26 protein-coding genes and 1 tRNA gene (1 of these 27 running past the window's edge) are annotated in these 22,478 nt (G+C 62.0%); 15 read left to right on the plus strand and 12 right to left on the minus strand.

Annotated features, from left to right (window positions below):
* The 3 genes from AB8A38_RS22950 to AB8A38_RS22960 form a co-directional block, all read left to right on the plus strand.
* Positions 1-294: the final stretch of a hypothetical protein gene (locus AB8A38_RS22950; RefSeq protein WP_315843983.1), read on the plus strand. 315 nt of this gene lie to the left of the window's left edge; 294 of the gene's 609 nt are visible here — the last part of the coding sequence; the start codon falls outside the window, past its left edge; its stop codon occupies positions 292-294.
* Between the two features lie 177 nt (positions 295-471).
* Positions 472-675 (plus strand): hypothetical protein, encoded by a 204-nt coding sequence (locus tag AB8A38_RS22955; protein WP_315843982.1) that lies wholly within the window; start codon positions 472-474, stop codon positions 673-675.
* A 105-nt stretch (positions 676-780) separates the two neighbouring features.
* Positions 781-1,323: a methylated-DNA--[protein]-cysteine S-methyltransferase gene (locus AB8A38_RS22960; RefSeq protein WP_315843981.1), complete on the plus strand. Its 543-nt coding sequence runs from the start codon at positions 781-783 to the stop codon at positions 1,321-1,323.
* A gap of 68 nt (positions 1,324-1,391) precedes the next feature.
* Here AB8A38_RS22960 and AB8A38_RS22965 read toward each other — a convergent pair whose 3' ends face one another.
* The 3 genes from AB8A38_RS22965 to AB8A38_RS22975 all read right to left on the minus strand — a co-directional run bounded on the left by AB8A38_RS22965 (position 1,392) and on the right by AB8A38_RS22975 (position 3,859).
* Positions 1,392-2,009, minus strand: coding sequence for a glutathione S-transferase family protein (locus tag AB8A38_RS22965; RefSeq protein ID WP_439087525.1), 618 nt, complete (start codon positions 2,007-2,009; stop codon positions 1,392-1,394).
* 68 nt (positions 2,010-2,077) lie between these two features.
* Complete coding sequence (locus tag AB8A38_RS22970; RefSeq protein WP_315843979.1) at positions 2,078-2,920, minus strand: fumarylacetoacetate hydrolase family protein; 843 nt, start codon at positions 2,918-2,920, stop codon at positions 2,078-2,080.
* An 87-nt stretch (positions 2,921-3,007) separates the two neighbouring features.
* Positions 3,008-3,859, minus strand: coding sequence for an MBL fold metallo-hydrolase (locus tag AB8A38_RS22975; protein WP_315843978.1), 852 nt, complete (start codon positions 3,857-3,859; stop codon positions 3,008-3,010).
* Positions 3,860-3,989: 130 nt separating this feature from the next.
* On the opposite strand from AB8A38_RS22975, the gene AB8A38_RS22980 reads away from it, so the two are divergent.
* Entirely contained in the window at positions 3,990-4,403 is a 414-nt protein-coding gene (locus AB8A38_RS22980) for a DUF3775 domain-containing protein (protein WP_439087526.1), read from the plus strand.
* 85 nt (positions 4,404-4,488) lie between these two features.
* Here the strand turns inward: AB8A38_RS22980 and AB8A38_RS22985 are convergent, their stop codons facing one another.
* Both AB8A38_RS22985 and AB8A38_RS22990 read right to left on the minus strand, forming a co-directional pair.
* Complete coding sequence (locus tag AB8A38_RS22985; RefSeq protein ID WP_439087528.1) at positions 4,489-5,271, minus strand: SDR family oxidoreductase; 783 nt, start codon at positions 5,269-5,271, stop codon at positions 4,489-4,491.
* Between the two features lie 76 nt (positions 5,272-5,347).
* Positions 5,348-5,863, minus strand: a complete 516-nt coding sequence (locus AB8A38_RS22990) for a CvpA family protein (RefSeq protein ID WP_315843976.1) — start codon at positions 5,861-5,863, stop codon at positions 5,348-5,350.
* A 111-nt stretch (positions 5,864-5,974) separates the two neighbouring features.
* Between AB8A38_RS22990 and AB8A38_RS22995 the strand changes: the two genes are divergently transcribed.
* The 11 genes from AB8A38_RS22995 to AB8A38_RS23045 all read left to right on the plus strand — a co-directional run bounded on the left by AB8A38_RS22995 (position 5,975) and on the right by AB8A38_RS23045 (position 16,615).
* On the plus strand, positions 5,975-6,736 hold the full coding sequence (locus AB8A38_RS22995; RefSeq protein WP_315843975.1) for an SDR family oxidoreductase: 762 nt from the start codon (positions 5,975-5,977) through the stop codon (positions 6,734-6,736).
* 285 nt (positions 6,737-7,021) lie between these two features.
* Positions 7,022-7,098: transfer RNA gene (locus tag AB8A38_RS23000), tRNA-Met, on the plus strand.
* 294 nt (positions 7,099-7,392) lie between these two features.
* Positions 7,393-7,578, plus strand: coding sequence for a hypothetical protein (locus AB8A38_RS23005; RefSeq protein WP_439087530.1), 186 nt, complete (start codon positions 7,393-7,395; stop codon positions 7,576-7,578).
* A gap of 520 nt (positions 7,579-8,098) precedes the next feature.
* Entirely contained in the window at positions 8,099-9,136 is a 1,038-nt protein-coding gene (locus AB8A38_RS23010; protein ID WP_439087531.1) for a class 1 fructose-bisphosphatase, read from the plus strand.
* A 16-nt stretch (positions 9,137-9,152) separates the two neighbouring features.
* The gene (locus tag AB8A38_RS23015; RefSeq protein ID WP_439087533.1) at positions 9,153-10,028 is read left to right on the plus strand and encodes a phosphoribulokinase; all 876 of its coding nucleotides are present in this window, start codon (positions 9,153-9,155) and stop codon (positions 10,026-10,028) included.
* A 53-nt stretch (positions 10,029-10,081) separates the two neighbouring features.
* Positions 10,082-12,061 carry a transketolase gene (gene tkt, locus AB8A38_RS23020; RefSeq protein ID WP_439087535.1) on the plus strand — a complete coding sequence of 660 codons (1,980 nt, stop codon included), beginning with the start codon at positions 10,082-10,084 and terminating at the stop codon, positions 12,059-12,061.
* Between the two features lie 34 nt (positions 12,062-12,095).
* Entirely contained in the window at positions 12,096-13,181 is a 1,086-nt protein-coding gene (gene fba, locus AB8A38_RS23025) for a class II fructose-bisphosphate aldolase (RefSeq protein ID WP_439087536.1), read from the plus strand.
* 49 nt (positions 13,182-13,230) lie between these two features.
* Positions 13,231-14,694 (plus strand): form I ribulose bisphosphate carboxylase large subunit, encoded by a 1,464-nt coding sequence (locus AB8A38_RS23030; protein ID WP_439087538.1) that lies wholly within the window; start codon positions 13,231-13,233, stop codon positions 14,692-14,694.
* Between the two features lie 11 nt (positions 14,695-14,705).
* A complete protein-coding gene (locus AB8A38_RS23035; RefSeq protein ID WP_068729086.1) occupies positions 14,706-15,131 on the plus strand; it encodes a ribulose bisphosphate carboxylase small subunit in 426 nt (141 codons plus the stop codon).
* Positions 15,128-16,051 carry a CbbX protein gene (gene cbbX, locus AB8A38_RS23040; protein ID WP_439087540.1) on the plus strand — a complete coding sequence of 308 codons (924 nt, stop codon included), beginning with the start codon at positions 15,128-15,130 and terminating at the stop codon, positions 16,049-16,051. The genes AB8A38_RS23035 and cbbX overlap by 4 nt, the downstream gene beginning before the upstream one ends.
* Positions 16,052-16,450: 399 nt before the next feature.
* Positions 16,451-16,615: a hypothetical protein gene (locus AB8A38_RS23045; protein WP_315843968.1), complete on the plus strand. Its 165-nt coding sequence runs from the start codon at positions 16,451-16,453 to the stop codon at positions 16,613-16,615.
* Between the two features lie 80 nt (positions 16,616-16,695).
* Here AB8A38_RS23045 and AB8A38_RS23050 read toward each other — a convergent pair whose 3' ends face one another.
* The 7 genes from AB8A38_RS23050 to AB8A38_RS23080 form a co-directional block, all read right to left on the minus strand.
* A complete protein-coding gene (locus tag AB8A38_RS23050) occupies positions 16,696-17,481 on the minus strand; it encodes an amino acid ABC transporter ATP-binding protein (RefSeq protein WP_439087542.1) in 786 nt (261 codons plus the stop codon).
* On the minus strand, positions 17,478-18,254 hold the full coding sequence (locus AB8A38_RS23055) for an SDR family NAD(P)-dependent oxidoreductase (protein WP_439087544.1): 777 nt from the start codon (positions 18,252-18,254) through the stop codon (positions 17,478-17,480). Before AB8A38_RS23055 ends, AB8A38_RS23050 begins: the two co-directional genes overlap by 4 nt.
* Positions 18,251-19,234: an NAD-dependent epimerase/dehydratase family protein gene (locus tag AB8A38_RS23060; protein ID WP_439087545.1), complete on the minus strand. Its 984-nt coding sequence runs from the start codon at positions 19,232-19,234 to the stop codon at positions 18,251-18,253. Before AB8A38_RS23060 ends, AB8A38_RS23055 begins: the two co-directional genes overlap by 4 nt.
* A gap of 1 nt (position 19,235) precedes the next feature.
* Positions 19,236-19,907, minus strand: a complete 672-nt coding sequence (locus tag AB8A38_RS23065; protein WP_315843964.1) for an amino acid ABC transporter permease — start codon at positions 19,905-19,907, stop codon at positions 19,236-19,238.
* 9 nt (positions 19,908-19,916) lie between these two features.
* On the minus strand, positions 19,917-20,588 hold the full coding sequence (locus tag AB8A38_RS23070; protein ID WP_315843963.1) for an amino acid ABC transporter permease: 672 nt from the start codon (positions 20,586-20,588) through the stop codon (positions 19,917-19,919).
* Between the two features lie 75 nt (positions 20,589-20,663).
* Positions 20,664-21,527, minus strand: coding sequence for a substrate-binding periplasmic protein (locus tag AB8A38_RS23075; protein WP_439087548.1), 864 nt, complete (start codon positions 21,525-21,527; stop codon positions 20,664-20,666).
* 34 nt (positions 21,528-21,561) lie between these two features.
* The gene (locus AB8A38_RS23080) at positions 21,562-22,473 is read right to left on the minus strand and encodes an allantoinase PuuE (protein ID WP_439087550.1); all 912 of its coding nucleotides are present in this window, start codon (positions 22,471-22,473) and stop codon (positions 21,562-21,564) included.
* Positions 22,474-22,478 lie beyond the last annotated feature (5 nt).

A 22,478-nucleotide genomic window follows, 5' to 3' on the forward strand; every position in this document is an offset into this window, starting at 1 on the left:
AACGGCTTTGCGAACTACGGCGACTACAACGACGTCGTCGAAAACATCATGCTGGTGCTGGGTGGCTTCGATCCGCAGACCAAGAAATATGTCGGCCCCGAAGTGGTGTTCAAGCAGCAGATCGCGGCCGTGCAGGCCGACAAGAAGATGCCGGCCAAGGACAAGAAGGCCGCGCTCGCCGATCTCAACGCCGCGCTCAAATCGCCGCCGCCAGCAGTCGAGAACAAGGGCAATATCGATCTCGTCGGCAAATATTACGACAAGCTGGCCGCAGCGATGCAGAACGACGAGTAAGTCCTTCATTGCCATCGCACGGCCTGGACTTCTGAAGATCGGGGCCGCGGTACGGTCCCGATTGTCGTTGGAGGCAGGGCCAACGCTACGAAATAACGCCTTGGCGTGCTCCGAATTGTTGTCTAAGCCCTCGTTATTCCGGCTTTTACGAGCCTTTCACTGACGCGGGAGACCGACATGTCGAATCCGAAAGAAGTTCCCGCCCTCCCGCTAAAGGGCTACAGCCTGTTGGACTTCCAGCCCGATCCGACCGTGGTCGGTATCTCCTTCGACACCGAGGCGGGTGTGTTCATGTTCGTGGCTACCAAGGAAATCCTCGACATGCTTGGCCAGGCTTTCATCCACAAGGCCGCCACAATGCCGTCGCGCGAGCAGAGCTGAGACAAAGCTGTTTGCCGCTCCGGAATCGGGTGGCGAATGACTGAAGATCGTCGCAAACTCCGGACCTCACCACATCGGATGCTGATGCGATCGATGGAGGCTCATATGACCGACGTTCAGTTCACTCTCTTCGACACCGCCATCGGGCGTTGCGGCATCGCATGGGCCGATCGCGGCGTTGTCGCTGTGCAATTGCCGCAGCCAGACGAAAAACAGACCCGCGTGCGCATCAAGCAGCGCCATGCGGATATCGTTGAAGCCGCACCGCCGCCGGCGGTGCAGGCAGCCATCGACGGTATCGTCGAACTGATGACCGGCAAGCCGACTGATCTTTCGGAGATCAATCTCGATCTCACCGACGTTCCCGAATTCAACCGCAATGTCTATGCGATTGCCCGCCAGATCCCGCCGGGCGCAACGCTGACCTATGGCGATATCGCCAAAAAGCTTGGCGGCGTCGAACTGTCACGCAATGTCGGGCAGGCGATGGGGCAGAATCCGTGTCCGGTGATCGTGCCGTGTCACCGGGTGCTGGCTGCCGGCGGCAAGCCAGGCGGATTTTCGGCCAATGGCGGCGTCGAGACCAAGCTCAAGATGCTCGCCATCGAGGGCGCGTATGTGAATCACACGCCCTCGCTGTTCGATTGAGTTTGCCGCAGGCCTGACGCAGGATTTTCGCAAGCTGACGTGAAATCGCGTCAGGCCGCTTTTCGACCCTAACCCTTTGGCGGGACGGAGATCTTGACCGATTCCCGCTGCAGCATCTTGTTGTGGAAAGCGTCGAGTTTCGGAAACGCCTTGTGCCATCCGCAATCCGGGAAGCGGAAGTCGGCATAACCGAGCACACAGACGAGCGCGATCTGCGCCGCATCCATCGGACGGGTCAGGATGTCGGGATGATTTTCGAAACGCGTGAGGCCCTCCCATGCACGATCCCACTGATCGTCATACCAGGCCTGCCACAACAGTTCCTTCGGACGCACACCGACTTCGTAGCGGCACAGCAGCATCGCATCCGTCATGCCCTGCAGCATCGAATGTTCGCTCTTCACCTTCCAGCGCGCCGGACCCGAGGCCGGGATCAGCTTGTTGTCGCCGGCGAGCTCGTCGAGATATTCGGTGATGACATAGGAGTCGACGATGACATTGCCATCGTCGAGGATCAGCGCAGGCAGCTTCCTGACCGGGCTGATGTCATGCGAATAGGCTTCGTTTTTCTGGGTGGGGGCGACAGCGGCAGGCGTGAGTTCGATCTTGTCGATCAGCCCGAGTTCGATCGCGGCAATGCGAACCTTGCGTGCGAAAGGCGAACCCGGAGAAAACGTCAGCTTCATGTTCGATGTCTTTCATGAATGTAAAAAACGCGGACACGCCTTGCATGTCCGCGCGAAATGAAGGGCGCTTAAGCCGCAACCACTTTCTGCTTCTGCTCGCCGAGTTTCTCGATGCCGAGCGTCATGACGTCGCCGACTTCGAGGAATTTCGGCGGCTTCATGCCAAGGCCGACGCCGGGCGGCGTGCCTGTAGTGATGATGTCGCCGGGCATCAGCGTCATCATGCCGGACAGATAGGAGACGATCTGCGGCACATTGAAGATCATGGTCGCGGTCGAGCCGGTCTGGCAGCGCTTGCCGTTGACGTCGAGATACATGCTGAGCTTGTGCACGTCGCCGACTTCATCTGATGTGACCAGCCACGGGCCAAGCGGGCCGAAGGTGTCGTGCGACTTGCCCTTGGTCCACTGGCCGCCACGTTCGATCTGGAAGAAGCGTTCGGAGACGTCGTTGCAGACGCTGTAGCCGGCGACGTGCTTCAGCGCATCGCCTTCGGTCACATATTTGGCCCTGGTGCCGATGATGATGGCGAGCTCGACTTCCCAGTCGAGCTTGGTCGAGCCGCGGGGCTTTTCCACATCGTCATTGGGGCCGCACAGGCTGTTGAGCGCCTTCATGAAGACGATGGGCTCCGATGGAATCGGCATGCCGGATTCTGCAGCGTGGTCGGCATAGTTCAGGCCAATGGCGATGAATTTCGGCTTGCCGCCAACGGGCGAGCCGATGCGCGGCGAGCCGCTCACGGCAGGCAGCGACGCCGGGTCGAGCGCAGCGAGCTTGGCGAGATTGGCGGGAGCGAATGCGTCGTCAGCCAGATCCTTCACCTGGCCGGAGAGGTCGCGCAGCTTGCCGTCCTTGTCGATCAGTCCCGGCTTTTCGCTGCCGAACGCGCCGTATCTTACGAGCTTCATTGTCGTCTCCCTTGGGCTTTCCCGAAAGGTTGTGGAACAGGGCGCGGGGAAATTCAACCGCGGTCCTGAAAGGTCAGAGCCGCAAAACTAGTGCTGCAGCGCGGCAAATCTGAAAGCGTCACCCTCGCGCATGATGCGGCCGGCGCCGAAGTGACCGCCGATCACCAGCGTCGGTGTATCCGCGAAACGCGAGAACAATGCGCGCCGCGATACGGCGGATTGCAGGGGATCTGCATCCGCCGTGGACGACCAGTCCAGATGCGCCATCTGCACCGGATGATGCGCGGCGTCGCCGGTCAGCAGCGCTTCCTCGCCTGCGGATTTGATGTGCACGCTCATATGGCCGGGGCTGTGGCCCGGCGTCGGGATCAGCGTGACCTCGTCCGAGAGTTGCGTATCGCTGGCAACGAGATCCATCAGCCCAGCATCGGCGATCGGCTTTACGGAGTCGTTGAACACGGCGAGATGCGACGCCGTATCACCATGCGCCGCCCAGTAGTTGTATTCGTGCTGCCCGAACACATAGCGTGCATTCGCGAATGTCGGCACCCATCGGCCATCGACCAGTTTTGTATTCCAGCCGACATGATCGACATGCAGATGGGTGCACAGCACCGTGTCGATACCGTCCGGCGCGAAGCCTGCCGCCATCATGTTCTCGAGGAACGGCGTGTGCAGATTATTCCAGGTCGGGACCGAACGGCCCTGCTTGTCGTTGCCGAGACAGGTATCGACGATGATCCTTTGCGTCGGCGTTTCCACCACCAGCGCGTGGATCGACATTTTCAGCCGGCCTTCAGGAGTTGAAAATTTCGGCATCAGCCAGGGCAGCGCATGGACCTCATCGGGGCCGACCTGCGGGAGAATGAAGCGTGTGCTGCCAATCGTCTCGCCTTCGATGATCTGCGTGATCCTGACCTTACCGACCGTCCATTGCATCAGGCGTTCACCCCATTGTTCTTTTCAGGCTTGGAAAGATGCGGGTTTCCGGCGTGGCGCGCAATGGATCATCTCGCGGGGGTGCGCGTTGTCTGAGTGGAACACCAGGCCCTGCAGCGAGGAGCGTGCGATGCCAGAACTAGCGATTTCATCCGAGAAAGTGGGCTTTCTGATCGAGAAGGCGCGGCAGTTCGATGCCAAGGATATCGCTTCGGATCCCGATTCCGGCTCCAATGGCGCGGACGACGACATGATCGATGTGTTGGAGGACAATGGCGAGAATCCCGTGGCGCGGGAAATCGCGGGCTTCATCAGCGCACTCACCGAGGACGAGCAGATCGATCTCGTCGCCCTGATGCGGCTGGGACGCGGCGACGCCACCATCGACGAATGGAATGACTTGCGCCGCGAAGCCGCAGAAGGGCGCAACGGGCGCACAGCGCGCTATCTGCTCGGCGAACCGTTGCTCGGCGATCTCCTGGCCGAAGGCCTGGAAGAATTCGGCGTTGATTGGTCCAGCGAACGCACCACGCCTGTTCACTGATTGCGTAATCAAACCGCGTAACTCAAAAAGAAAAGGCGATCGGCCTGCCAGCCGATCGCCTTTTCGCGTCTTGAGATATCGCCGCTTACATCGTGCCGGGGAAAGCGCCGCCGTCGAGCACGATATTCTGGCCGGTGATGAAGCCGGACTTCGCGCTGCACAGCCAGGCGCAGGCCTGACCGAATTCATCGGCATCGCCGAAACGTCCCGCCGGATTTTCGGCCGCGCGCTTGGCCAGGATCTCGTCGACCGAAAGACCGGTCGCCTTGACCTGGCCGGCGGCAACGCCCTTCAGGCGATCGGTGTTGAACGGGCCGGGCAGCAGGCCGTTGATGGTAACATTCGCACGCACGGTCTTGCGCGACAGGCCGGCGATGAAGCCGGTGAGGCCGCTGCGTGCACCGTTGGAGAGACCGAGCACGTCGATCGGCGCCTTCACGGCGGCCGAGGTGATGTTGACGATGCGGCCGAACTTGCGCTCCATCATGCCGTCCACCGTCGCCTTGATCAGTTCGATCGGGGTCAGCATGTTGGCGTCGATGGCCTTGATCCAGTCGTCGCGAGTCCAGTTGCGGAAATCGCCGGGCGGCGGGCCGCCGGCATTGTTAATGAGGATGTCGATCTGGCCGGCTGCCTTCAGCGCAGCTTCGCGGCCTTCGACCGTGGTGATGTCACCGACGACTTCGGTGACCTCGACGCCCGGATAGGCCTTGCGGATATCGGCAGCGGCTGCCGCCAGCACGTCGCCGCCGCGTGCAGTCATTGTGACATGCACGCCTTCTGCGGCCAGCGCTTCGGCGCAGCCCCGGCCGAGGCCCTTGCTGGATGCGCAGACAAGCGCGCGGCGGCCTTTGATTCCAAGATCCACGATATCACTCCTGAAGTTCGATAATCCGAGGGCCGCGTTATAGCGGTTCCGGCGGGGTCTGATAAGGGCGCCGACGTCAGAGCCGGTGCGCGCGTTTCCATTGTTCGATGGTGGCAGTCACGTCCGCCGGCAGCGATTTGATGCCCTTCTGCCCGGCCAGCCACAGCAGGGGCCGCAGATGCGACCCGGTCATATAGGCCGGCTGCATATTGGCCGGCACCAGCTGGTCGAAGATCAGCACCAGCGTCACCGCGATCAGGCCGACGCGAATGGCGCCGAGCAAAGCGCCGCCGAGCCGGTCGCCGATGCCGATTTCGTGGCCGATCATGTCGTTGACCGCCATGCGCAGCAGCGAGCCGAGCACGATGCCTGACACGAGGAAGATCGCGAAGAACAGCAGTGAATTCTGCGTGGTCGAAGCGGCGGCGCTGCCGGACAGCTGTGGCGCGATCAGCCCGGTGATCCAGACGGAGATCGGCATGGCCAGCAGATAGCCCAGGATGGTCACGGCGCTACGCAAGAGGCCGGCGCGGAAGCCGATGACCATGGCGACGATCAGGCCGACATAAACGACGACATCGAAACTGTTCATCGCGGCTTCGTCCCCATGCGGCAATTCCGCGTCAAAGAAATCGGCGGAGCGCGGCGGTTTGCGATCGCGGCAAGGCCGGGTATCACTAGGGCAAAATCAAAGGGAAATGCCATGTCCGGGATATTCGACGTCAGTAAAGAAATCATCCTCATTACCGGAGCCTCGCAGGGCCTTGGCCGGCAATTTGCGCGCGTGTTGGCCGCGCATGGCGCCGCCGTGGCGCTGGCCGCGCGGCAGACCGACAAGCTGAAGAGCCTGCAGGACGAGATCACCGGCAAAGGCGGCCGCGCCGTCGCCGTGCAGATGGACGTCACCGACATGGCGTCGATCAGTGGGGCGTTCGACGCCGCGGAGGAAGCGCTCGGGCCGATCAGCGTGCTCATCAACAATGCCGGCATCGCCGTCGAGAAACTCGCCGTCGATCAGACCGAAGCCGATTGGGATTCCGTGATCGGTGCCAACCTCAAGGGCGCTTATTTTGCCGCAACCGAAATTGCCCGGCGCATGATCGCCAGGAAGGAGGAGGGCAATATTGTCAACATTGCCTCGGTGCTGGGTTTCGGGCTGACCAAGGCGGTGTCGCCCTATGCGATCTCGAAAGCCGGCATCGTGCAGGCGACCAAGGCACTGGCGCTGGAACTCGCCGGTCACCGTATCCGCGTCAATGCGCTGGCGCCGGGCTATATCGACACCGACATCAACCACGCCGTCTGGGACACGCCGGTCGGTGAGAAACTGATCAAGCGTATTCCGCAACGCCGGGTCGGCCATGAATCTGACCTTGACGGTGCCATCCTGCTGCTGGCCTCGCAGGCCTCGCGCTACATGACCGGCAGCACCGTGACCGTGGATGGTGGCTTTCTACTGAACTAGGCCGCCAGAGGGCGTCCAGCGGGTCTTTGAAGGCTGTTTGGCTCCGTGCGGTCCGTCACTGGGCCGGACTGTGCCGAAACAAGGCAGATTGGCGCGTTCCCGGACCGTCATAAAAGCGCAAAAAGATCGCCGCTGCCCCTTTCCAAAGCAGGCTGGCATTGGTACATACCCCTCGCACCGAGGGCTTTGCCCCGGTTGCCTTCTCAGGAAGCCTCCGGACTGGGATCGATCGGCGCCTTGGCGTTGGCCGACTTCGTTTCGTCTCTGGTTTTCCGAAAGGTTTGGCGCGGGGTGGAGCAGCCCGGTAGCTCGTCAGGCTCATAACCTGAAGGTCATAGGTTCAAATCCTATCCCCGCAACCAAACCATCAAACAAAGCCCAGCAATCTTAAAGGATTGCTGGGCTTTGTTTTTTGATGCTGGAATCGACACCAGTAACATCAATAATTTAGCCTGTGGGCTCAGGTCACCTCGCAACCAATTGCGGAATGCAAAGACGCAACGGCGATGATGGCGTAGTCCTGCGTGTCAGGGAGGCGGGCTCGAGAAATGCTTGGCCTTATGGATCGTTGACGCGCAATCCGATCATCCCTGGCGTCGAACAACAGAGGGTGGCCACCCTCTGCTGATTATCCTATGCGACTTGAATATGGTCCTATGACTTCGTCTTCCCCAACGGTAGCAATCGTGAAGGTCGGCAAGCAGCTAGATTTTGTGATCCCAGCGGTCGAGCTCCTCTATGTCGATGTCGGGCGGGCGGCCCATAATCGGAAAGTCGAAATTGTCGCTGCTGAGCGCGTCGCCGATTTCCTGCTGGTTGCTGGTTGCTGGTTGACAGCGTGACGCCGACGTTCGGGTTTCGCTTCGAAAATCCGGAGATCATGAACGGCACAAAATATTTCGACGCGTTGATGGCGCCGATCGAGGCCGGCCAGCGATCTTGCCCATCATCATTTTCAGCGAGGTTTCGCAGTCGCGATCCCGCTACTCTCGGAGAGCGACCAGCACCTCGCGCCCGGCTTCGGTCAGGAGCATGCCGTCGCTGCTGCGCTGAATCTGCGGCCCGCCAGTGTCTGCAGATTGCGAATCTGCAGCGTGACTACGGGCTGTCTCAGATGCGTTTTTTTGGCCGTAGCCGTGACCGAGCGATCTCGGTGAACGGCGGTCAGCGCGCACTGGCGAAGGGACAATTCCCGCAGAAACCGGCTCACCAGCGTCGCCGCCTCCATAAGGAAAACTTTGTCCCGGCCAAAGATAAGAATATTTTACTAGTTCTGCGAACTGGGGTGTTGTTGGTGCGCGGACGGCCGAACGGCACGACGCTGAAAATGCCCCCGCAGAGGGCAGCAATGAGGGAACGGCTATGGATGAACGCGTGACATTGCGTTCGCATCTCGATCGCGCGGGGGCGAAGACGCCGAACCGGCTTGCGATCGCCGCCGTGATCGAGGGAATCGCTGCCGCGTCCATCGACCTTGCCGATCTCATTGCCGACGGTCCGCTGGCCGGCATTACCGGTCGTCTCAGCGGCGTAAATTCCGACGGCGATGCGCAGAAGGACATCGATCTTGTCGCGGACAGGATGATGCGCCGCGCGCTGCTCGTGACCCCCGTCGCAGCCATTCTGTCCGAAGAGGCAGAATTGCCAGAAATCCTCGACGTCGCTGCGCCGCTCTGTGTCGCGATCGATCCGCTGGATGGCTCCGCCAATCTTGAGAACAACATTTCTGTTGGGACCATTTTCTCGATCCGTCCGCGCGGCAACGACGTGGTTTCCACCTTCTTCGAGCCCGGCACGGCCCAATGCGCTGCGGGCTTCGTGGTCTACGGTCCCCAGACCACGCTGGTACTGGCGCATAACGGGCGTGTCGATATCTTTATTCTTGACCGTCGCGCGCGTGAATTCCTGCTCGTCGCACAGGGCGTCAGGATTGCGCCCAGTACGCCGGAATTCGCCATCAACGCGTCGAACCGGCGGCACTGGCACGGTCCGGTGCGGGCCTATATCGACGAATGCCTGGCTGGCATGGGTGGCGACGGCGGTGCCGATTTCAACATGCGCTGGATCGGCTCGCTGGTCGCCGAGTCACTTCGCATTCTCGTCCGCGGCGGCGTGTTCCTTTATCCGGCCGACGCGCGCCCCGGATACCGCGAAGGGCGCCTACGCCTTTTATACGAAGCACACCCGATGGCGTTGGTTATGGAGTGGGCCGGAGGCTCCGCAACCACCGGCCGTCGCCGCATCCTCGAAGTCTCGGCGCGAACGCCGCACCAGCGCGTGCCGCTGATCATGGGCTCGATGCGCGGCGTTCGCGACGTCGCCGCCATTCACGAGGGGATCGAACCGATGTTCGACAATAGCGACGCGCCGCTGTTTGCGCGGCGCGGCCTGTTTCGCTGAGCCGGGGACAGAGCAAATGTCACGCAGCTATCCCATCATATCGATCACGGGTTCGTCGGGCGCCGGCACCACCTCGGTGAAAAGGACGTTCGAGAACATTTTCCGTCGCGAGAAGGTCGCCGCCGCCTACATCGAGGGCGATGCGTTTCATCGCTACAACCGCGTCGAGATGCGCACGAAGATCCTGGAGGAGGGCGAGAAGGGCAACAAGCACTTCAGCCACTTCAGCCCGGAAACTAACCTGTTCGAGGAGCTGGAGAAAGTCTTCCGCGACTACGGCGAGTCCGGCACCGGCACCGTCCGTCATTACGTGCATGACGAGGACGAAGCCAAATTATACGGGGCGGCACCGGGGACCTTTACCGAATGGAGCCCGCTGCCGGAAAAGTCCGACCTGCTATTTTACGAAGGCCTGCATGGCGCCGTGGTGACCGACAAAGTCAATATCGCCCAGCATGCCGACCTCAAGATCGGCGTCGTTCCCGTCATCAATCTGGAGTGGATCCAGAAGCTTCATCGCGACCGCAAGGATCGCGGTTACAGCCAGGAAGCCGTCACCGACACCATCCTGCGGCGGATGCCGGACTATGTGAACTACATCTGCCCGCAATTCACCGAGACTGACATCAACTTCCAGCGTGTGCCGACGGTCGATACCTCGAACCCTTTCATCGCGCGGTGGATCCCGACGCCGGATGAATCAATGGTGGTGATCCGGTTGAAGAATCCGCGCGGCATCGATTTCCCCTATCTGCTGTCGATGATCCCCAACAGCTTCATGTCGCGCGCCAACTCGATCGTGATCCACGGCTCGAAGCTGGATCTGGCGATGCAGCTCATCCTCACCCCGCTGATCCTGCAATTGATGGAACGCAAAAGGCGCACGGTATGAATATTCAGAGTCCCGCTCCCCAGATGGATCAAGCGACCGTTCCGCACGCGGATATGGCGAATGCGATTCGCTTTCTGGCGATCGACGCGGTGGAAAAGGCGAAGTCGGGCCATCCCGGCATGCCGATGGGTATGGCCGATGCGGCGACAGTGCTGTTCTCACGCTTCCTCAAATTCGATGCCGCCGATCCGTCTTGGCCAGACCGCGACCGCTTCATCTTGTCCGCCGGCCACGGCTCGATGCTGCTCTATGCGCTGCTGCATCTGACCGGATCGGCGGAGGTGACGCTCGATCAGTTGCAGTCGTTCCGGCAATGGGGCTCGAAGACACCCGGCCATCCGGAATACGGCCACACCGCCGGCGTCGAGACGACCACCGGCCCGCTCGGCCAGGGGATCGCCACGGCGGTCGGCATGGCCTTGGCCGAACGCCTGATGAATGCCCGCTTCGGGGACAGTCTCGTCGATCACTACACTTACGTGATCGCCGGCGACGGCTGCTTGATGGAGGGCCTCAGCCACGAGGCGATCTCGCTGGCAGGACATCTGCGGCTCAATCGTCTGATCGTGCTGTTCGACGATAACCAGATCTCGATTGACGGCGCGACCTCGCTGTCGTGTTCGGATGATCAGCTTGCGCGATTCACCGCATCGGGATGGTCGGCCTGCCGCGTCAACGGCCATGATCCCGAGGCCGTAGCCGCGGCCATTGCGCAGGCGCGCGACAACGACCGCCCGTCGCTGATCGCGTGCCGCACGGTGATCGGCTTCGGCGCGCCGAATCGGCAAGGCAGCGAGAAGGCGCATGGCGCGCCGCTGGGCCCGGACGAGATTGCGAAGACCCGAGACGCGCTGCACTGGCCGCATGCACCTTTCCACGTTCCCGATGCGGTGGCGCGACAATGGCGCGCGGTCGGCACGCGCGGACAGACGGCGCATGCGGAATGGGCCGGGCGCGTTGCGCGTCTCGATGGCGCTGTGCGGGACTACTTTCAGGCCGCGCTGGAGGGCCAGCTTTCCGGCGGATACGACGATGCGTTGGCCAAGATTCGCGCCCATTTCTTGAAGGACCGGCCGAAGATCGCTACCCGGCAGGCCTCGCAACTCGTCATCGATGTCATTGCCGGTGTCCTGCCGAATCTGCTCGGCGGATCGGCTGACCTCACCCATTCGAACCTCACGCGCGCCAGGATGCAGGCGCCGATCCAGCACGATGCCTTCGACGGCAGCTACGTCCATTATGGTGTGCGCGAGCACGCCATGGCGGCGGCGATGAACGGCGTCGCTTTGCATGGCGGCTTCATTCCCTATGGCGGCACCTTCCTGTGCTTTGCCGATTACAGCCGTCCCGCGATCCGGCTGGCCGCGTTGATGGGCATCCGCGTCATTCACGTGATGACGCATGACTCGATCGGGCTTGGTGAGGACGGCCCGACCCATCAGCCGGTCGAGCATCTGGCCTCCCTGCGCGCGATTCCAAATTTGCTGGTGTTCCGCCCCGGCGACGCCGTCGAGACCGCCGAGGCATGGGATTGCGCGCTGCGGACGCCGCATTCGCCGTCGGTGCTTTGCCTGTCGCGTCAGGCGCTGCCTGTGTTCCGCGATGGCATCGATTCCACCAACCGGGTCGCGCGCGGTGCCTATGTCGTCATCGAGCCGGAGGGCGCGCGCGACGTCACCTTGGTCGCAACCGGCTCTGAAGTGTCGATCGTGATTGTTGCGGCCAAGCTGCTCGCCGACGACGGCATTCGCGCCGCGGTGGTGTCGGCGCCGTGCTTCGATCTGTTCCGGCAGCAGACCAGCGAGTATCGGGCCGCAATTCTCGGCAGCGCTCCGCGCGTCGGTGTGGAGGCCGCGATCGAAGGCGATTGGGCGCGCTGGCTCGGCGATGGCGGTGAGTTCGTGGGCATGATCGGATTCGGGGCCTCGGCGCCTGCGGACGATCTGTATCGCGAATTCGGTATCACCGCCGCCGCGGTTGCAACGGCCGCGATGCGCTGCATCGCCCGCTCGCGCATCGCCGCCGTCGAATGAGCTGTTCGGGACAAGACAACGAAATGGAGGACCTATGGCACGCATTACACTGAGGCAACTGCTCGATCACGCCGCCGAACATGGCTACGGCGTGCCGGCCTTCAACATCAACAACATGGAGCAGGGCCTGGCGATCATGGAGGCCGCCGCCGAGGTTGACGCGCCGGTCATCATCCAGGCCTCGCGCGGCGCACGCTCCTACGCCAACGACATCATGCTGGCGAGGATGATCGACGCGCTGGAGGAGATGTATCCGCAGATACCGCTATGCCTGCACCAGGACCACGGCAACGAAGAGTCCACCTGCGCCACCGCGCTACAGCACGGCTTTACCTCGGTCATGATGGACGGCTCGCTGAAGGCCGACGCCAAGACTGCCGCTGACTACGATTACAATGTCGACATCACGCGCCGCGTGGTCGATATCGCGCACTGGATCGGCGCCTCCGTCGAAGGCGAACTCGGTGTGCTCGGTTCATTGGAGCATGGCGGCGGCGAGCAGGAGGACGGCCACGGTGTCGAGGGCCAGGTCAGCCACGATCAGTTGCTGACCGATCCGGATCAGGCCGTCGATTTCGTCCGCGCCACCAAGGTCGATGCGCTGGCGATCGCGATGGGAACTTCGCACGGCGCCTACAAATTCTCGCGCAAGCCGGACGGCGACATTCTCGCCATGACGGTCGTCGAAGAAATTCACCGCCGGCTCCCGCATACGCATCTGGTGATGCACGGATCGTCATCGGTGCCGCAGCCTCTGCAGGACATCTTCAATCAATTTGGTGGCGAGATGCCACAGACCTGGGGCGTGCCGGTCGAGGAAATCGTGCGCGGCATCAAACACGGCGTCCGCAAGGTCAATATCGACACCGACTGCCGCCTCGCGATGACCTCCGCCCTCCGGAAGGTTGCCGCGCAAACCAGAGGCGAATTCGACCCGCGAAAATTCCTGAGACCGGCGATGGACGCGATGCGCGACCTCTGTCGCGAACGCTTCGAACAATTCGGCACCGCGGGTCACGCCGCAAGGATCAAGGTGATTCCGCTGGCCGAAATGGCGAAGCGCTATCGCAGTGGCGCGCTCGACCCGAAGATCGGCAACATCGCGCAAGCTGCCGAGTGAACAGACCTTATTCCATCCGGTGACGCCGGATCCAAACGAGGAGGCCACCATGAATGAACATGCTTCGATCACGATCCGCGGCAAGGACCGCTACAAGTCCGGCGTCATGGAATACAAGAAGATGGGCTATTGGGAGCCCGATTATGTACCCAAGGACACCGACATCATCGCATTGTTCCGGGTGACGCCGCAGGATGGCGTCGATCCGATCGAGGCTTCTGCAGCAGTTGCCGGCGAATCCTCGACCGCGACCTGGACCGTGGTGTGGACCGACCGCCTCACGGCCGCTGAAAAATACCGCGCCAAGTGTTTTCGAGTCGATCCGGTGCCGAATTCGCCCGGCCAGTACTTTGCCTATATCGCCTACGATCTCGACCTGTTCGAGAACGGCTCGATCGCCAATCTTTCGGCTTCGATCATCGGCAACGTGTTCGGCTTCAAGCCGCTGAAGGCTTTGCGGCTGGAAGATATGCGGCTTCCGGTCGCTTATGTGAAGACGTTCCAGGGCCCGGCCACCGGTATCGTGGTCGAGCGAGAGCGGATGGACAAGTTCGGCCGCCCCCTGCTTGGCGCGACGGTGAAGCCGAAGTTGGGGCTGTCCGGTCGTAACTACGGCCGGGTCGTCTACGAGGCGCTGAAAGGCGGGCTCGACTTCACCAAGGACGACGAAAACATCAACTCACAGCCCTTCATGCATTGGCGCGAGCGCTTTCTCTATTGCATGGAGGCGGTCAACAAGGCGCAGGCGGCGTCCGGCGAGATCAAGGGCACCTACCTCAACGTCACCGCCGGTACCATGGAGGACATGTACGAACGCGCCGAATTCGCCAAGCAGCTTGGCTCCGTCATCATCATGATCGACCTCGTGATCGGCTACACTGCGATCCAGTCGATGGCGAAATGGGCACGCAAGAACGACATGATCCTGCATCTGCACCGCGCGGGACACTCGACCTATACGCGGCAGCGCAATCACGGCGTCTCGTTCCGCGTCATCGCCAAATGGATGCGGCTCGCCGGCGTCGATCACATCCATGCCGGGACAGTCGTCGGCAAGCTCGAAGGCGATCCCGCGACCACGCGCGGCTATTACGACATCTGCCGCGAAGACTACAATCCGGTGCAGCTCGAACACGGTGTGTTCTTCGAGCAGAACTGGGCCAGCCTCAACAAGATGATGCCGGTCGCATCGGGCGGCATCCATGCCGGCCAGATGCATCAGTTGCTCGATCACCTTGGCGAAGACGTCATCCTGCAGTTCGGCGGTGGCACCATCGGCCATCCGATGGGCATCCAGGCCGGCGCCACCGCCAACCGCGTTGCGTTGGAAGCGATGATCCTCGCTCGCAACGAGGGCCGCGACTACCTGCATGAGGGCGAGGAGATTCTTGCCAAGGCGGCGATGACCTGCACGCCGCTGAAGGCGGCGCTGGAGACGTGGAAGAACGTCACCTTCAACTACGAATCCACTGACATGCCCGACTACGCCCCCACCGCCAGCGTCTCGCTGTAAGGAGCACGATCATGCGCATTACCCAGGGCTGCTTCTCGTTCCTGCCCGATCTCACTGATGAACAGATTTCAAAACAGGTTCAGTATTGCCTCGCCAATGGCTGGGCCGTGAACATCGAATTCACTGACGATCCGCATCCCCGCAACAATTTCTGGGAAATGTGGGGGCTGCCGATGTTCGATCTGCGCGATGCCGCCGGCGTGCTGATGGAACTGACCGAATGCCGCAAGGTCTACGGCGACCGATACATCCGGCTGTCAGCTTTCGACTCCAGTCACGGCTGGGAATCGGTGCGGCTGTCGTTCATCGTCAACAGGCCGAAGGAAGAACCCGGCTTCCGGCTCGAGCGGCATGAGGTGGAAGGCCGCAACATCCGCTATACGACAAAATCCTATGCCGTCGATCGTCCCGAGGGCCAGCGCTATGGTGGATCATGAGTACGCTGACGGTGGTCGATAGCGCTGGCGACGCGTTGCCGGCGACGCAGGTCGATCTGCGCCGCGAGTTCGACGAGGTCGGCATCGGCGAGGTGCTCGATCAGCTCGATCGTGAATTGATCGGGCTGAAGCCGGTGAAAACGCGGATTCGCGAGATCGCTTCGCTACTGCTGATCGAGCGTATTCGCAAGCGCATGGACCTGGCGTCCGGCAACCCGACGCTGCACATGTCGTTCACCGGAAATCCCGGCACCGGTAAGACGACGGTGGCGCTGCGCATCGCCAGCATCCTTCATAAACTGGGTTTCGTGCGGCGAGGGCAGGTGGTGTCGGTGACGCGCGACGAACTGGTCGGGCAATATATCGGCCATACCGCGCCGAAGACGAAGGAGATCTTGAAGAAGGCGATGGGCGGCGTATTGTTCATCGACGAGGCCTACTACCTGCATCGGCCCGATAACGAGCGCGATTACGGCCAGGAGGCGATCGAGATCCTGCTGCAGGTGATGGAGTCGCAGCGGGAGGATTTGGTGGTGATCCTCGCCGGCTACGGCGACCGCATGGACAAGTTCTTCGGAAGCAATCCCGGTTTCCGTTCGCGCATCGCCCACCACATCGATTTCCCCGACTATGCCGACGACGAATTGCTCGCCATTTCCGAATTGATGCTTGGGGATATGAACTACAAATTCAGCGCCGATGCGCGTGTGGCGTTCGTCCGCTATATCGCACTGCGCAAGACCCAGCCGCTGTTCTCCAACGCTCGTTCGATCCGTAACGCGCTCGACCGCATGCGGCTGCGTCAGGCCAATCGGCTGGTCGCCAATCTCGACCGCGTGCTGAGCGTCGATGATATCATGTCACTGGAGGCTTCGGATGTGCTCGCGAGCCGGGTGTTCTCGAGCGGTCCTGGCGGGTAATGGTGCCCGACCGACACGCTGCCGATTGGTCGATGTCTATTTTTGTGAATCTCGGTCTTCCTAGAAGCGCGGCTCAAACGAAAACACCAACAGATTGCTGCGCTAATATCTTCCGCGTGGCACGGATCTGTCCCTGCATAGCCAGACTAAGCTCAGCGCAATAGCAACGCAGCTCATGAAACGCCGCGAAAGAGACATCGCTCTATCAAACCCAGCTGAGAAGTTTGCAGAATGTGTTGCAGCGATTTTCGAGGAAGGCAAATCGACCTTCCTAAGGGAGAGCCGGCGACATTCTGAGCGACACGGTGGTGGCATCGAGCATCTCGCTTCGTGAGACCAGATCGGGAGGGGCTTTCGCGCCCCACAATGCGCCGACGCGCAGTTGGTGATTACTGCGGTATGCTCGAATTCAATACGGCGACTGGCACGATCCTCACAATGATGACGGATAACGTCGTGGCCGCATCAACTATTCTCCTGCCCATGTCGGCAGGACTAATCGCACCGAAAATGCTTTTCGACGGGGCAGTCAGCATGTTGCTCAAGGAGAGAAGCGGCTGGTGATTACTGGCGCGATATCAACCGGATACTCATGTTGGCAGAGCGCTTTAGTGACGGATTCGGGCGTAAAGCGGACGCTTCGGTCATCGATGCATAATTTGTTTGAGGAATGCACGGGCTCGATCCTGTTTCGGATCCGAGAAGAAATCGGTCGGCGCGCCTTCCTCGATGATCCGGCCCGCGTCCATGAACACCACGCGGTCGGCGACCGTGCGTGCGAATCCCATCTCGTGGGTGACGCAGACCATGGTCATCCCTTCGCGGGCGAGGCCGACCATGACGTCCAGCACCTCCTGGATCATTTCCGGATCAAGCGCCGAGGTGGGTTCGTCGAATAGCATGACCTGTGGCTTCATGCACAGCGCACGCGCGATGGCGACGCGCTGCTGCTGGCCGCCGGAGAGCTGGTTCGGATATTTATCGGCCTGTTCGGAGATCCGTACGCGCTCAAGAAAATAGCGCGCGATCTCGTCGGCCTCCTGCCTCGTTGCACCGCGGATCTTGCGTGGCGCGATGGTGAGGTTCTGCAGCACGGTCAGATGCGGAAACAGGTTGAACTGCTGGAATACCATGCCGACATCGCGGCGGACCACGTCGACATTGCGCGTCGAGTGATCGAGCTCAACGCCATTCACCACGATGCGGCCGTCGCGATGTTCTTCCAGCCGATTAATACAACGGATCATCGTCGACTTGCCGGACCCCGAAGGCCCGCAGATCACGACGCGCTCGCCGCGCGCCACCGTGAAGTCGATGCCCTTGAGCACTTGGACGTCGCCATACCATTTGGTGACGCCGGACATCTGAATGATCGGCGCGGACGTCTCTGCAGGCGCTTGCACCATGGTGCTCTCCGAAACGTTGTTCATGACGCCATCCAGCCGCCATCGACGAGGATGTTTTCGCCCGTCATGAAAGTTGCCTCGTCGGAGGCCAGAAACAGCGCCGCATTGGCGACGTCGTCGGGACGGCCCAGCCGTGGCATCGGCGTGCGACTGCTAGAGTAATCCATCCAACGCGGCTCCGCGGCGCGGCCCGGTTTGCCGGTGACGATCTTGCCGGGCGCAACCGCGTTGCAGATGATGTGATCCTTCGCGTAGTCCGCCGCGATCTGCCGCGTCATGTAGACGACCCCGGATTTGGAGGTGCCATAGGCGATGTCTTCCGGGCAGGCGATCATGCCGTGTTGCGAGGAGATGTTGACGAGGCGGCCGCGGGCCTCGTTGCGGATATCCTGCGTCAGCATCTGGTTGACGGCGGCGCGCGACATCAGGAATACGCCGGTGAGATTGACCGCCAGCGTCCTGTCCCATTCGGCGAGGCTGGTATCGGTCAGACGTTTGCCGGTGCCGATGGCGGCGTCGTTGACGAGCACGTCGAGGCGGCCGTAGCGCGCAACGGTCTGTTGGACGGCGCGGACGGTGTCGTCCTCCGAGGCGACGTCAATCTGGATGAAATCGACCTCATAACCGTCGGCACGCAGCAGCTCCAATGTCGGAGTGCCGCCCTCGCGCACGTCCATGGTGAGATCCGCGAGCATGAGCCTCGCGTCCTCGGCAGCAAATCGGCGGGCGATGGCGCGGCCGATGCCCGAGGAGGCGCCGGTGATCAGAACGGACTTTCCAGCCAGACGCTTGCTCATGCGGGTTCTCCTGCCTGCGACAACCAGCCGAGATAGTCGCGCGCCGCGTCTTCCAGATGAAATTGAGGCTTGAAGCCGGCATCCGCGGCCAGTCGCGCAATGCTCAGCGGCGCACGGTCCTTCGGCAGGCCATAGATTACGTTGCCTTCCGCTTCGATCTCCGCCATCCGCCAGCGGAAGCCGGGCATGTGCGTCGCGATGATCTCGCACCATCGTGGCAGATCGGACAACACACCGCCGCTGACGTGATAGGTGCGGTGCTTCAGCGCGTCGGAGGCGCTCACCCTCGCGATGCCGAAGGCAGCGTCACGGGAATAGATCCAATCGCCGGCCATGCTGCGCGGGAGAATCGCTTCACGGCCGTCGAAGGCCATGCGGAGCACCTGATAGTGTGGGCTGAGCGCATCGCGGACACTGGTCTGCAATTCCCATGGGCCAAAGACCGGCCCGAGCCTAATCACGCGCACATCGAGCTTGTGAAGGTCGGCGATCCGCAGCGCCGCCTGTTCCGATGCGAGCTTTGTGATGCCATAGAGCGCGGCTGGCGCCGGCGGCGACAAATCCTCCTCGAACAGGCCCGACGTGGCCGGTTGCGAGAAGCCGTACACTGCGACCGAACTGAGCACGGTGACGCGTTTGATGGCGGGCCGCAATGTTACGCGTTCGAGCAGATTGACGGTGCCGCCGATATTGACGTCGACGATCTGGCGGGCAGCGTCATGCTCGCGCTGCGCATTCGGCGTCATCGCGGCGGTATGGATGACGCGGTCGATGCCGGCCGTGCTCAACGCGCGGTCAACGTCGTCGGCGCTTGTGACATCGCCGGTGACCAGCGTAGCGCCGGCGAGCTCGGCGCGCACCAGCATGTCGTAGCCGGGAGCTGAGAGGTCGAAAAGGATGACGGTCTCGCCGTCGGCGATCAGGCGTTCGGCGAGCGCGAGACCGATGAAACCGCTGCCGCCGGTGATCAGTGTGGCCATATCAGCGTGCTTTCAGTGCTTGCCGCTCCAGCCGCGCCACCCAGCGCGCGAACGGATACAGGATGACGAAGAAGATCACGGCGGCTGCCATCAACGGCGTCGGGTTGTAGGTCTGCTCCTGGGCGACGCGAGCTGAGCGTAGCAGTTCAGGCAGCGCGACCAAGGCGGCAATTGGTGTCGCCTTGACGAGTTCCAGCGAATTGCTGGCGAGCGGCGCCAGCACGTTGCGGATCGCCTGCGGCAGCACGATGGAGAACACCACATGCAGCGGCTTGAAACCGAGCGCCCGGGCAGCCTCGGTCTGGCCGTGGGGCACGGACAGGATACCGGCGCGGAAGATCTCGCCATAGTAGCCGGAATTGTTGAGCACGATGGCCAGCACGGCTGCGGCGAAGCTGCCGAGCGTCAGGCCCAGAAACGGCATGCCGTAGAAGATCAGGATCAGCAGCACCACCACGGGAAACGACCTGAACAGGTCGATATAAATCAGCAGCGCGATATTCACCCAGCGGTTCTTGAAGCTGTACAGCACGGCGATGGCGAGGCCGGCGAGAATGCCGAGCGGCAGCGCCACCACCGCGAGCCAGATGGTATAGATCAGCCCCTGCAGCAGCAGCGGATAGACCCGCAACAGCGACTCCCAGTTGGCGAAATTGTCCAGGAAATCCTGCATGCGATCCGCTCAACGCCCCGTGCTGTAGCGATATTCGACCCACCGGCTGGCGATCACCAGCGGCAGGAAGAAGGTGAGGTAGAACGCCGCGGCGAGCGTCAGTGGCGAGGGATTGGCAACCAGCGCCATCACGCTCTGCGCCTGTCCCAGCGTTTCCGGGAGCGACACGGCGGTGCCGAGCGCCGTGCCCTTGCTGATGGAGATGGCGCGGTTGGTCAGAAGCGGGATCGCGAGGCGAATGGCCTGCGGCAGGATGATGGTGACTAGCGTCCGCAGCCGGCTGAAACCGAGTGCGCTGGCGGCGTCCCATTGTCCGCGCGGCAGCGCCATGATTGCGGACCAGAAGATCTCGGTGGAAAAGGCCGACAGCACCATGCCGAGCGCCAGCACGGTGGTCGCGAAGGGGGACAGCGCCGGGCCCATATAAGGCAGGCCGAAATAGATGAAGACGATCACGACGAGCTGCGGCAGCGTGCGCAGCACGTCGACATAGGCGGTGATGATGAAATTGACCGGGCGCAGGCTGGCGCAGCGTAGCAGCGCCAGCGACAGGCCGAACAGTGTGCCGCAGACAATAATCAAAAGCGATACGATGACCGTCGTGCGAAAGCCCGCGAGCACCTGAGGGAAGGCGCCCGCGATGACTTCTGCATTGAAGTAGTATTCGACGATCCGGTCCATGGGGTGTCCGCCAACCGCAGTCGGACCGGCTCGGGCCGGTCCGGTGTTCACAGCTATCTTGTCAGAGCCAGCGTGCTACTTGCACGCCGGAACGTGCGAAGTGGGCTCGAAACCCTTGAAGCCGGGAGGGCCATAGCCGAAATACACAGTGTCGATGGCCGAGCCGGCATCGGGCGCTGCGCCATACCATTTCTCGTGCAGCTTGCGCAGGCGGCCGTCCAACTTCATGCATTCGATGACCGCCTCGACCTTGTTGCGATACTCAGTATCTTCCAGGCGGAATGCATAGGCGAAGTTGCGGCCGTTGAAGTCCTTGAAGCCGACCTTGATCGCCTTGTTCTGGCTGGCGGCATAGACGGTCGTCGGGATCTCATTTAGCGCTGTGAAGACGCGGCGCGTCAGCACGGCCTGCACCGTGTCGGGGAATACATCGTAGCGCTGCACTTCGAAGCCGTATTTCTCGGCATTGGCGGTGGCCCAGGTATCCGAGATGGTGCCGCGGTTGACGGCGACGGCCTTGCCCTTGAGATCCTCGAAGCTCTTCATCTCGTCGGCGGCGCGGACGATGAAGCCGTTGCCGGTGGAGAATAGCGGCTCGGTATAGAGCATGCGCTCGGAGCGTTCGGCGGTGAGGTTGAGCGGGTTGACGAGGAATTCGGCGCGCTTGGCGAACAGCGCCGCGAACAGGCCGGAGAAATTGATGTCGACGATCTCGACCTTCGGGCGGCCAAGATCTTTACCGATCTCGTTGATCAGATCCGCGCCGAAACCCTCGGGACCATTGGGGCCGCGCACCATCCACGGCGCGACGCCGAAATCGGACGCGACCACCATCGGCTTGTCGGACGGATGATCGGCTTCCTGCGCGCTGGCGGCGCCGGCGACTGCCGCAGTCGACAGCATCAGCGCGAACAGCCAATCCGTGGGTTTCAGTCTCATGGGGACGTCCTTTCGGGTGCGGGTGTGGTGGAGATCAGGGCGTGGGGGGATGAGTGGCCTGCCAGTGACGGGCGATGTCACCGCGCCGGCAGACCCAGGCGTTGTCGTGCTTGGCGACGTGATCGAGGAAGCGCTGCAGGCCGGCGGCGCGGCCGGGATGGCCGATCAGGCGGGTGTGCAGTCCGACCGACATCATCTTCGGCGCGGTGGCGCCTTCCGCGTAGAGCATGTCAAAGGCGTCGCGCAGATAGACGAAGAAATCATCTGCCGTTGCCATCGCGCCGCGGCTGAACTTGGCGTCGTTGTTGGCAAGACCGTAAGGCACCACGAGATGCGGCTTGCCGAGCACACGTGTCCAGTACGGCAATTCGTCGTTATAGGCGTCGGAGTCGTAGAGGAAGCCGCCTTCCTCGACCACGAGGCGCCGCGTGTTCACGCTCGGCCCATAGCGGCAATACCAGCCGAGCGGACGCTCGCCGGTGGTGCGCTTGAGGCTCTCGACGGTCTTGCGAATGCGCTCGCGTTCGTCGATCTCGGACAGCAACGGATGTCGCTCCCAGCGCCAGCCATGGGCGCAGACGTCGTAGCCATATTCCTGAATGGCAGCGCAGGCCTCGTCGTTGCGTTCCAGCGCCAGCGCGCAGCCCATGACGGTGGCGATCATGCCGCGCTCGGACAGAAGGCGCAGCACGCGCCAGAAACCTATGCGGCTGCCATATTCGAACATCGACTCGGCGGCGAGGTCGCGGCCCACGAAGCCGCCGCCGCCACCTTCGGTCAGGGCTGCTTCGGTGATGCCGTCGCCATCGGCGTAGGACGGCTCGGAGCCTTCTTCATAGTTGATGCAGAAGTTGAGTGCGATTCTTGCTGCGCCCGGCCATTGTGGATGCGGCGGGGTGCGGCCGTAGCCGACGAAGTCGCGGGTGAGGTGATCATCATGCGGCATCGTTG

Origin of the sequence: Tardiphaga sp. 839_C3_N1_4, from assembly GCF_051811045.1 — a bacterium.
Taxonomy (GTDB): Bacteria; Pseudomonadota; Alphaproteobacteria; order Rhizobiales; family Xanthobacteraceae; genus Tardiphaga.